This is a genomic window from Paenibacillus sp. P4_E11 (assembly GCF_056401635.1).
Map to the genome: position 1 here is coordinate 48,315 of NZ_JBFUIX010000034.1, position 11,336 is coordinate 59,650.

Below are 11,336 nucleotides of genomic sequence, written 5' to 3' on the forward strand. Positions count from 1 at the left end.
CAACATATGCGGACAAGAAKGGAAACATGTACATTATCATGGGCCAAGCCGCCTAGGAGTCTATCACCTACACCTCAACGATTCGACCCCCGGCAGCTTTCAGCAGTCGGTTCATCAAGGCCACACCCATGCCTTCCTCCGGGTACGCCTCGGCCCATATGAAGGCGATCGCTTGCTCGTCGAACTGCCGAAGCGCGGCATACAGGTTGTGCGCAGCGGCTTCCAGATCGGAGGCGCTTCCGCAAGGGATGACCAGATCTGCCTCATAGCGTCCAGCCCGTTCAGGCGTGGTCAAGATGCCCGTGAGCGCACCACGCTTGCGTGCCTTATTCACTTGCTGTTGAATCCAGGCGCGGACCAGATCTTCGTCCTGAGGCGAATGCGCGGCTTCCACAGCTCGCGCTCGGATGATAGTCAGCTCCCCCTGCGGGGCGTAGTGGGTATATTTCATGCCGGGCGATCTCGGGATGTACGATTCGTTATCTTCGTTGCCCCCGCTGGTTGGCGTTGTTTGATGCACCAGGTGGTCCTGGCGCGCATCCTCCACCGTGCAGTCCGGCACGGCCGCCTGCAGATCACCCGCGGTCACGCCGCCGGGCCGCAAGATGTGCACCCGGTCGCCGATCACCTCGGCGACCGTCGACTCGAGCCCGACGCCGGTCGGCCCGCCGTCGACCAGCCCCGCGATGCGTCCGGCGAGATCCTCGCGGACGTGCGCCGCTAACGTCGGGCTAGGGCGGCCCGAGCGGTTCGCGCTCGGGGCCGCCACCGGGCAGCCCGCCGCCCGGATCAGTGCCAGCGCCACAGGGTGCGCTGGCATGCGCACGGCCACGGTCGCGAGCCCGGCCGTGACCCGCGGGGACACGGCGCCGGGACGCGCCGGCAGCACGAGCGTGAGCGGCCCGGGCCAGAACCGGGCCATCAGCCTGCGGGCAGCGTCGCTGACATCGGCGACGAGCCCGTCCAGCTGCGCCCAATCGGCGATATGCACGATGAGCGGATTGTCGGACGGGCGACCCTTCGCCCGGAAGACTGCCTCGACCGCCGCCGAGTTGGTAGCGTCCGCACCGAGGCCGTACACCGTCTCGGTGGGGAACGCTACGATCTCACCAGCGGCCAGTAGAGCGCCCGCTTCCGCTATCGCCTTTAAATGTATTGCGTCAGCATTATCGTTCTTATCGGTACCGGCCGCCACTGCCGGGTCAATCGTCCAATATTTCGTCATTCGAAACGCATCCTTGCTCCAGTAATAATAGCCAATTCCATCATTATAGCGTTTCAGCAAGAGGCTGTCATCCCGAGCGGCGTCTAGTTAACGTCCCATTGAGCCATCGGATTTCCCTTGAACCTACCGTTCCAACTTACGCAAACAAACCCTTGATGACCATGACGCCTTTCTTCGCGACTTCCCATAGGAAGAATTTTACTTCCGTCTTCGGAGCGGCTTCTTGCTCTCCCGCGCTTGCTACGGCTGCCTTGGCATTCCCAACAGATGGCGTAGCAGGTTTCACGGTTTCTTGTTGCTTCTGCACAGCTGCACCGTCTTTACTTGCCTTCCCAGCCGCTTGTTGCCCCGTCTGTGCCTTCTGCTCATTAGCAGGTTTCTCTGCACTGGCCTTCACACCAACGAAGCATAGAGGAGGGAACAGCACGCACCACCAGTTCTGACCTTGTCCACTGCCAAGTACTATGCGCAGCGCTTCATAGTTGCCCGCCGGATATGTCTTACTGCCGTACTGCTTGGCCGGGAATGGCACTTGACCGAGCTCGACTTGATAGTCGTTAGCATAGCCGTTAGCAACCAACACTTCACCTACAAGCTGCCCGAGCTTCGGAATGTTCGCTTGGATCTGCGTCCGAGCTTCATCCAGGTCTTGCGGATCCATGACCCAGCCACTGATTTCCTTGACCACTTCAAGCTGCACCTGACGCTTGATCCATTGATCTTGCGGGTTATCAGAATTAGCTAGAATTCGGATGCGGATCGAATCTTTTGGTATAGTAGAATCCAAGACAGCCGCTTGAATTCGGTTCGATTCCCAACAAAACATCATGACCATAATGGCAAAGGCTACAAAGAAATAAGGCCTTAACGATACGCGTTTCACCATAATAAACAACTCCCTTCCTTACCTAGTCCAAGTATGGCCAGGAGAGAAGAGAGTTAAACCTACGAATCTATTAATTTTTCTATGAATCTAGCAATCGGCTTCTAGCAATCCATTCCCATCTAAGCTATATGTTGAGACTGTCGATTCATTGTTAATTGAAGCAAAAACGGCCGTTCCAAGTGAAAAAGGACCCCTAAACTTTACCCCACAAAGTGAAGATAAGCTTCGGAGCATATTCCGGGTACTTTGCGGGGGCCCCAGGGCTCAAACATCTTGTTTGAACCTCCTTGGATTGTATAAGGGATTTTGCGGTATGAAGGTTCAAGCCAAAACTCGCCAGGGTTCTCTTTTTCACTTTCCACTTTGTATTCACAATGAATCGATAGCCTTATGTTCCATCTAGTATACCTCGTTTGCTGTTACCCAGCTACCGCCGAACCCCGATCACATGCCGCTCAATACCTGCTAGATCCAGCACTATTCGAATGTCGTCCCACTGTCCGGCCCGCTCCAGCAGCGAAGCTACATCACGTGCCTGGCCTTGCCCTACCTCCAGGCCGACAAGACGCGGTGAGGTCGGCTGGAGCCGGGTCAGCTGATCTATAAGCCTGCGGTAGAGTACCAAGCCGTCCGGACCACCGTCCAGCGCCAGGATCGGCTCGTAACAGCGCACCTGCTCTTCCAACTCGGCGATCGCCTCTGTCTCGATGTATGGAGGGTTCGATACAACAATATCCAACGCTCCTGCTCGTTCCGATTGTTGCAAGAAAGGCTCCATCAAATCACCCTGATAGAAGGCTACCCGCTCCGCCACGCCATTGTGCCGTGCATTGCCACGAGCTACTTCTAGCGCCTCCGGCGATAGATCAACCGCATGCACACGCCACGTCGGGCATTGAGCGGCGAGCGTGACCGCGATGGCTCCGCTGCCCGTGCCGATGTCCGCCGCGGCAACTGCCGTTCCCTCCGGCCACAGCTCCTTACCCAGCTTCATAATCGCCTCCACGAGCAGCTCAGTTTCCGGCCGCGGAATAAGCACCGTCTGTTCCACGTGAAACGAAAGTCCATAGAATTCTTGTTCGCCTATTATATATTGTACCGGCTCCCCGCCCACTTTCCTCCGCAAATATCCAGACCATTCGGTCTCCTTCTCTGCCGGAAACGGCTCTCCCCAGCGCAGGAACAGGTCTGTTCGACTCCATCCCAACAAGTGACATAACAGCAGTTCCGTTACAATCGCATGATCTCGCACCGACTCCTGCTGCAAAAAAGAAGAAGCCTGCAAGTAGGCTTCACGTATGGTAGACATCGTCCTTATTCCCCTTTATCCAACAGCTCCGACTGAGCTTCAAGCGTCAATGTGGAGATGATTTCCTCCATGTCGCCATTCAACACTTGATCGAGCTTGTGCAGCGTCAGTCCGACACGATGGTCAGTCACCCGGCTTTGCGGGAAATTGTACGTGCGAATTCGCTCGCTCCGGTCACCTGTACCTACCTTGCTCTTTCGCTCACTGCCGTACTTCGCATCCTCTTCCTGCTTCATCATGTCATAGATGCGGGCACGCAGCACTTGAAGCGCCTTATCTTTGTTGGAGTTCTGTGACTTGCCATCCTGGCAAGTCGCGACAATGCCCGTAGGCACGTGGGTAACGCGCACCGCCGATTTGGTCGTGTTGACGGATTGTCCGCCTGCTCCGCTTGAGCAGAACGTATCCACACGAATGTCGGACTCCTTGATATCAATCTCGACTTCTTCCGCTTCAGGCATGACCACAACAGTCGACGTGGACGTATGAATACGTCCGCCAGATTCCGTTACCGGAATGCGCTGTACGCGGTGTGCACCGCTCTCGAACTTCATCTTGCTGTATGCGCCCTTGCCCGAGATCATGAAGATGATTTCCTTGAATCCACCCAAGTCATTTAAGTTCGCTTCGAGAATTTCCGTCTTCCAGCCTTGCGTATCGGCGAATCGGGTATACATGCGATACAAGTCAGACGCGAATAACGCTGCCTCGTCCCCACCCGCAGCTCCGCGAATTTCTACGATTACGTTCTTATCATCATTCGGATCTTTGGGAAGCATCAGGACGCGAATCTTATCTTCGAGCTCATCCTTACGCTCCGTCAGCTCCTCCAGCTCCATCTTGACCAATTCACGCATTTCTTCGTCCAGCTTCTCGTTCTGCATGACTTTCGCGGCGTCGTACTGCCCCATGACGCTCTTATACTCGGAGTAGGCTTCGAAGGATTCCTGCAAATCCGACTGTTCCTTCGAGTATTCGCGCAGCCGCTTCGAATCGTTAGCGACATCGGGGTCGCAGAGCAGTTCACTTAGCTTCTCATACCGGTCAGCCAGCGCCTGCAAACGGTCTAACATAAGTCCAAACCTCCTTAAAAGATCTCCCTCAAGGGACTATCCAACCTCATATATTTATACGTTGAAACGGAAGTGCATGACATCGCCGTCACGAACTTCGTATTCTTTGCCTTCCAGACGCAGCTGACCCTTCTCCTTGGCTGCATTCATCGAACCGCTGTTCACCAGATCATCGTAAGAGACCACTTCAGCACGAATGAACCCTTTTTCGAAATCCGTGTGAATAACTCCCGCTGCTTGTGGGGCCTTCATCCCTTTGCGTATCGTCCAGGCGCGTACTTCCTGTACCCCCGCTGTGAAATATGTGTACAACCCAAGCAGCTTGTAGGCTGCTCGAATCAGGCGATTCAGCCCTGACTCCGTCAAGCCTAGCTCCTCGAGGAACATTTCCTTGTCTTCGCCTTCCAGCTCGGCGATTTCGGACTCCACCTTTGCGCTGATCGGAACGACCTCCGCCCCTTCCAGCATAGCGAATTCACGTACCAACTTCACGAACGGGTTGTCGTCCGCATTTGCTGCCTCCGCTTCACTAACGTTCGCTGCATACAGCACCGGCTTCATCGTCAGCAAATGCAGGTCGCGGATCAACAGCTTCTCTTCGTCTGTCAAATCCACAGAGCGAGCCGGCTGATCGTTATACAACGCTTCTTTCACACGCTCGAGGCATTCTACTTCCTGGGCGTACTTCTTGTCGCCGCCCTTCATATTTTTACGGGAACGATCAATCCGCTTATCCACCGAATCGATGTCAGCCAGAATTAACTCCAAGTTAATCGTCGTAATATCCCCAATGGGATCCACCTTGCCGGATACATGGGTAATGTTCTCATCCTGGAAGCAGCGGACAACATGCACAATCGCGTCCACTTCGCGGATATGGGCAAGGAACTTATTCCCCAAGCCTTCCCCTTTGCTGGCGCCTTTAACCAGACCCGCTATATCCACGAATTCGAATGCCGTTGGAACGACCTTGTTCGGCACGACAATCTCGGTCAGCTTCTTCAGTCGATCATCCGGCACTTCCACGACGCCTACGTTAGGGTCAATTGTACAGAACGGGTAATTCGCCATCTCGGCGCCCGCCTGCGTAATTGCATTGAATAAAGTTGATTTCCCGACATTGGGAAGTCCCACAACACCGCAAGATAAAGCCATCTATATGCACACTCCTCAGATTCTCTGTTAACTAATACATTATATAGTAGAACTACTGGAATGTCATCTATACCCCTTTATCCACATCTTATCCCCAAAAACGGGCTAGTTATCCTCAAATCGCACAGCTTTTATTCACATCTTACCCGATATTATCCCCAATTATGGACCATGTCTTATATCCTTTCTTTGAACAAATCCCCCATTCCAGACATTCTATCACCTCCACTGTTCTTAACTTGCTATTCCAATGTGCATCTACTACAATAACAACAATTGATTCACACCCCTTGATTTTTTAGTTATCCCCATGTGGATAGCAGTTATCGACACCACTTGGGGAGTTATGCACAAACTTATCCACAGTCTGTTAACAACGGAATAAATGTTCGGGACTCAACCCGTTCACTACTATATTAGTTTGGGGATATGTACAAATGAACGAGCATACAACTTGGATGTTGGAGGCCATTGCGGAAGCCCGGAAAGCGGAAGCGCTTCGGGAAGTTCCGATCGGCGCCGTCATCGTGCGCAATGGGGAAATTATCGGTAGAGGCCACAACCTACGCGAAACGACATTCGATCCTACCGCCCATGCAGAGATGATAGCGATTAAAGAAGCGAGCGAACGAATAGGGGCTTGGCGGCTGCTCGAATGCACACTCTACGTAACATTGGAGCCTTGTCCGATGTGTGCAGGTGCACTCGTACAATCCAGAGTGAAACAGCTCGTATACGGAACGACTGATCCGAAGGCAGGCTGTGCCGGTACTCTAATGAACTTGCCTCAGGAAGATCGGTTCAATCATCGCGTTGAAGTCATTACCGGGGTGTTGCAGGAAGAGTGCGCACTGCTATTGACGCAGTTTTTCCGACAATTACGGGGCAAACAATAGACAAGGCAGCTTACTTCCTCGCCAACCCGGGTTCCACCCTAACTCTGCACTACACTTAACCCCCGTCCGATCGGACGGGGGTTTCTATGATCATCTTGTAGGACTCACGCTATTTCTACTTTAGAATCRCTTCGATACGCTCAAGGTGCTCCTGCGCCAACTGTATGCCAGTCACCTTCACGTTCTCCTCCAGCTGCGGCGGCGAGCTTGCACCGATGATGGCACTGGAGACGCCCGGCTGTCTCAGCACCCAAGCCAATGCCAGCTGCGTCATGCTAAGCTCTGCCTCGGCGGCGATCGCTTGCAATTGTTGAACCCGCTCCAGGTTCGTCTCGGTGAGGTATCGACTGATGATCTGACTCCCGCGCTCCGTATCTCTGCGACTACCCTTCGGCACGTCGTTCATCGTCTTGTATTTCCCCGATAAGACTCCTTGAGCGAGCGGAGAATATACCACTTGGCCGATTCCGAGCTTGTCACATGTAGGCAGTATATCCTGTTCGATATCGCGCTTCAGCATACTGTACGGAGGCTGACTCGCTACAATGCGATCCAGCAGGAAGCGATCCGCTAGATGAATCGCTTCCGTCATCTGCGCGGCGCTCCAGTTGCTGACGCCCACATACAGCACCTTCCCCTGTCGAACAAGATCATCAAGCGCTCTCAGCGTTTCCTGCATTGGTGTGGAAGCATCGAAGCTATGGCAGTAGTACAGATCAATATAGTCCATTCCCAACCGTTTCAAGCTGGCGTCGCACTGATCCATGATGTGTTTTCTGGATAACCCTCTGTCGTTCGGTCCATCCCCCATCTGTCCACACACTTTAGTAGCCAAGACGACTGAGTCCCGTGAATAGCCCTTCAAGGCCTCGCCTACTACGATTTCCGCTTCTCCACGCATGTAGACGTTGGCGGTATCGTAGAAGTTGACACCCGCTTCATATGCCCTATGTATCGTATCGATTGCCAGCTGTTTCTCTACGTACCCTCCATAGGTTAACCAACTGCCCAAGCTGATTTCACTAACCTTCAAACCCGATTTACCCAAATTACGAAACTGCATGCCCGAATACCTCCTTATGGCTCGCTACCCGCGTGCCGGATTCTCGTTCCACTGCTCTATTGTAACATAAAAAGAAGGAGCCGCTCGTTCTAACGGCTTCCTTCATGAGGGCACTTTACTTATTAACGTGGGCATATCAAGAATCGTGATCATCTTGTTGTCAACCGAAATGGTGCCTTCTTCCTGCAGCTCCTGCAGCACTTTCGTAACCGATTCCCGCACCGTTCCTACCAAGTTGGCGATTTCCTGATGCGTCAGCTTGATAGCGATCTGTGTCTGCCCGCGCTTCACCTCACCATAATCAAGCGACAGCTGATACACCGTCTTCAGAATACGGGTCCGTACGTCGAGGAACGTCAAATCATGGATTTGCTCATTCGCTTTTCGCAGTCGGTTCATCGTAACTTCCAACAGCTTCAAGCATAAGGATGGTGTTCGCTCCATGCATTCGAAGAACGTGGTACGATTCAGCGTATACAAGATACTCTGCTCCAGCGTCTCGGCATTGGCCGATCGGGTGAAGCCTCTCTGTACGAGTGACATTTCTCCGAAAAAGTCTCCACCCCGGAACAAAGTAAGGGTAATTTGTTTCGTGTTGTCGAGCCGATAAATTTTGACCGTCCCGCTTTTCACCACGAACAGCTCGTCACCCGTATCGCCTTCGAAGAATATAATCGCATTCTTCTTATACTTGCGCTCGATGAACAGGGAGGATATCGTCATCAGCTCTTCGTCCTTCAAATGCTCGAACAACGGGACGTTGCGTACTAGTGCTGCGATTTCTTTCATTTCCATACTCTCTTTTCTGGAGAAGACACTATTTACTGCCTACTGCTTCTCCCACACGGGAAATCATTACGTTTAAGTGACGCGACAAATCGATTTCGTACGGCTGCTTAAGCGGCTCACCATACGGATTACGTAATATCCGGATAACGGGCCGGTGCTTGAAATCGTTATTCACCTTCGAAACGATGCCCGTCTCACCAGAACTCAGCTCCACGCTCAGTCCAAGCGGGAACAAGGCCACCCTGTTCCGGAATTGCCTTACCTTATGAATGTCATACAACGTACCGGCCCCACCATACAAGATTTCAATAGCCTGATGAGGAAGGACTGCTTCTCGGTGCGCTCTAGGATGGGTCAAGGAGTCGTACGTATCGATTAAGCCGATCCACTGCGCGAACGGATGAATCTCATCCCCTTTGAGACCATGAGGGTAACCGGTTCCATTGATACGTTCATGGTGCTGCATGGCACAGTGTGCGACTGTAATCGGTATGCCGGGCTCATCCTTGAGCAGCTTGAAGCCATATTCGGTATGTTTCTTGATTTCCGCATACTCGAATGGTGTCAATAAAGAGCGTTTCGTAAGTATTTCCCGAGGTACCTTCAGGTTCCCGATGTCGTGAAGCAGGGCACTCAAGCTGAACGTATCCAAGTCTTCACCGGTGTAGCCTTCCACCATCCCGAGCTTTGTTGCATAGACGCATATGTTGATCGACTTCTGAATGAAACTCTGCTCATACACGTTTGATTGAAACACATTCATATTCATGAGCATAATCGTATCCTGATGCTGCAGATCATCAATGACCATACTTACGCTCTTGGAGCACAGTCGGTGTAACTGGCCGTTAGCGCTCTTAGCGTCATAACTCGTGCTTGCGACACGATCCAGGATGTGATGAAGCGTAGATCGTAGATTAACACGGGTTTCTTCTTTGATGAGATCTTCAATAATAATATCATCGGTTTGTGCATCCTCAATGTGAAGATACTCAATACCCATCTTGTGCAACTTATTAATCACATTCTGTGATAATACATACTGGTATCCGACTAAGATTTGTCCATCTCCGTTAAAGATAGGTTTGCCTAATCTCATGCCGGGTACACACAAATGAGTAGGAATTAGGCGCATGGCAGTAGTCCTTTCTCCTTACAAGTGTAGTTATCAAAACCCAAAATATCTATGCTCATTCCATTATCCCATACCTAATCTCGTAAGCTCTGTGTATTATATTACAAAAAAAATATGAAATTTGACACCTCTTTTTAGTCATTAAATCCTATAAATCCGGGTTATTATCCGTTTTTTTATAAAGATAGGACTTTTTACCCATTCAATCATCAAACATGATTCTGCTTTTTCCTGCTGCGAAAATGTGCTATAATGATTTTTGCTGCGTCCCCGTAGCTCAGTTGGATAGAGCGATAGTTTCCTAAACTATGCGTCGCGGGTTCGAATCCCGCCGCGGGACGCCATTTTTCATTAAAATCATACGATCCATCGCGAATTCTCCTACAGATCCTGAGGAGTTTTTTTGTGTTTGTTTTCGCGCACTCTTTTGCTTTTTATACGCCAGTTGGGCATACTTATGAATAAGTTCGAACCTATGGAAGGGATGAGAGGCTATGACCGATCATATTCAACTTGCTTATGAACAGGTTGGGGAAGGCCGCCCGCTTGTATTGGTACACGGCTTCTGTGGGAGCTCAGCCTATTGGAATAAAGTGCGGGAACCGCTTGGCTCCTCCTATTGTGTTATCACCCCTGATTTGCGCGGACACGGACGCTCAGAAGCACCCGATGTACCTTATACAATCGAAGGCATGGCCGATGATTTGGCTGATCTTATTCAACAGTTGCAATTGGACAAACCTGTATTGCTCGGCCACTCACTTGGCGGGTATGTAACCCTTGCCTTTGTGGAGAAGTATTCGCACTTACTGTCTGGTTTCGGCCTGATCCACTCAACAGCGTTCCCTGACAATGAACAAGGAAGGGCGAATCGTAACAAAGCGATTGCATCCATACAAGAGACAGGAATGGAGCCTTTCATTGACGGCTTAATTCCGAAGCTGTTCGCTCCGGAACATCTAGACACCATGTCGGATTCGGTTCAAGCAGCCAAACATATCGGGTATGCAACCTCGCCTGTAGGTGCTATTCATACGGCTGAAGCGATGAGAGATCGTGTGGATCGCCATCATGTGCTTCGTGAAGCTGCTCTCCCCATACTACTCGTTGCAGGGGGTAAGGATCTCATCATCCCGCTGGACAAAGCATTTTCTGTGCAAGGCGATCACATCTCACCCGTTCAATTGGAACAAGCCGGCCATATGAGCATGCAGGAGGCGCCGGACGCATTATCTCGAACTATAATCGAGTTTGTCCAGACCCGTTGTTAACGCACGATCGCAGTCAGCCAAAAGTAAAAGCAAAAAGGACCCTTGCGGGTCCTTTTCTGACGGTGGATGATAGATCGATCTGCCTGACCTTTTCTTCGTTAACCTCGGCAAGTTGCTGTTAGCCAACAACCTAATGTGTTACAAACACCCTATTGTGCGTTTGGCACATCCCTCCGCTTCCTAGTAAGAGGTAGAACACTGATCACTTTGTGACAATTCTGCTGAAGCATTCAACGGAACCACACCTCTCTTCACACCGTCAATTGTATTATGTCCTCAAGCTATCGTTTTATTCACACATTTTTTTGATTTCTTCATGGGCGAATCCGGCCTTACCCTTTCGCGTTGTTATGACGCGTATGATTCGCTTGCTTCGTCTTTTTCGAACCGGACATAGGTTCCTGTACCGCCCCGTCATGATCTCGCTGATTCRCTTGGYCGGTAGGGGGATTCACAGGTTGCGCTTGATCTTTGGGCATCGCTCTACCATCCTCTCGTAAGTACTAAGCGTCGTGGTTCAGGGCATCCTTGTGC

At 51.5% G+C, this 11,336-nt stretch carries 10 protein-coding genes and 1 tRNA gene; 3 read left to right on the plus strand and 8 right to left on the minus strand.

Annotation, left to right across the window (positions count from 1 at the left end; genetic code table 11):
- Positions 1 to 67: 67 nt before the first annotated feature.
- The 5 genes from AC1DWB_RS15115 to ychF form a co-directional block, all read right to left on the minus strand.
- Positions 68 to 1,225, minus strand: a complete 1,158-nt coding sequence (locus AC1DWB_RS15115) for an L-threonylcarbamoyladenylate synthase (protein WP_477541915.1) — start codon at positions 1,223 to 1,225, stop codon at positions 68 to 70.
- A gap of 136 nt (positions 1,226 to 1,361) precedes the next feature.
- A complete protein-coding gene (spoIIR, locus tag AC1DWB_RS15120) occupies positions 1,362 to 2,111 on the minus strand; it encodes a stage II sporulation protein R (protein ID WP_477541905.1) in 750 nt (249 codons plus the stop codon).
- Between the two features lie 427 nt (positions 2,112 to 2,538).
- Positions 2,539 to 3,420: a peptide chain release factor N(5)-glutamine methyltransferase gene (gene prmC, locus AC1DWB_RS15125; protein WP_477541906.1), complete on the minus strand. Its 882-nt coding sequence runs from the start codon at positions 3,418 to 3,420 to the stop codon at positions 2,539 to 2,541.
- A 5-nt stretch (positions 3,421 to 3,425) separates the two neighbouring features.
- Entirely contained in the window at positions 3,426 to 4,493 is a 1,068-nt protein-coding gene (prfA, locus tag AC1DWB_RS15130) for a peptide chain release factor 1 (RefSeq protein ID WP_477541907.1), read from the minus strand.
- Positions 4,494 to 4,547: 54 nt separating this feature from the next.
- Positions 4,548 to 5,648, minus strand: a complete 1,101-nt coding sequence (ychF, locus tag AC1DWB_RS15135) for a redox-regulated ATPase YchF (protein ID WP_477541908.1) — start codon at positions 5,646 to 5,648, stop codon at positions 4,548 to 4,550.
- A 437-nt stretch (positions 5,649 to 6,085) separates the two neighbouring features.
- Between ychF and tadA the strand changes: the two genes are divergently transcribed.
- Positions 6,086 to 6,544 carry a tRNA adenosine(34) deaminase TadA gene (tadA, locus tag AC1DWB_RS15140; RefSeq protein ID WP_477541909.1) on the plus strand — a complete coding sequence of 153 codons (459 nt, stop codon included), beginning with the start codon at positions 6,086 to 6,088 and terminating at the stop codon, positions 6,542 to 6,544.
- Between the two features lie 115 nt (positions 6,545 to 6,659).
- Here the strand turns inward: tadA and AC1DWB_RS15145 are convergent, their stop codons facing one another.
- The 3 genes from AC1DWB_RS15145 to AC1DWB_RS15155 all read right to left on the minus strand — a co-directional run bounded on the left by AC1DWB_RS15145 (position 6,660) and on the right by AC1DWB_RS15155 (position 9,495).
- Complete coding sequence (locus AC1DWB_RS15145) at positions 6,660 to 7,607, minus strand: aldo/keto reductase family protein (protein WP_477541910.1); 948 nt, start codon at positions 7,605 to 7,607, stop codon at positions 6,660 to 6,662.
- 102 nt (positions 7,608 to 7,709) lie between these two features.
- Entirely contained in the window at positions 7,710 to 8,396 is a 687-nt protein-coding gene (locus AC1DWB_RS15150) for a Crp/Fnr family transcriptional regulator (RefSeq protein WP_477541911.1), read from the minus strand.
- 28 nt (positions 8,397 to 8,424) lie between these two features.
- Positions 8,425 to 9,495, minus strand: coding sequence for an HD-GYP domain-containing protein (locus AC1DWB_RS15155; protein ID WP_477541912.1), 1,071 nt, complete (start codon positions 9,493 to 9,495; stop codon positions 8,425 to 8,427).
- A 302-nt stretch (positions 9,496 to 9,797) separates the two neighbouring features.
- Here AC1DWB_RS15155 and AC1DWB_RS15160 point away from each other — a divergent pair.
- Both AC1DWB_RS15160 and AC1DWB_RS15165 read left to right on the plus strand, forming a co-directional pair.
- Positions 9,798 to 9,875, plus strand: a tRNA-Arg gene (locus tag AC1DWB_RS15160).
- Positions 9,876 to 10,025: 150 nt separating this feature from the next.
- Positions 10,026 to 10,802 carry an alpha/beta fold hydrolase gene (locus AC1DWB_RS15165; protein WP_477541913.1) on the plus strand — a complete coding sequence of 259 codons (777 nt, stop codon included), beginning with the start codon at positions 10,026 to 10,028 and terminating at the stop codon, positions 10,800 to 10,802.
- Positions 10,803 to 11,336 lie beyond the last annotated feature (534 nt).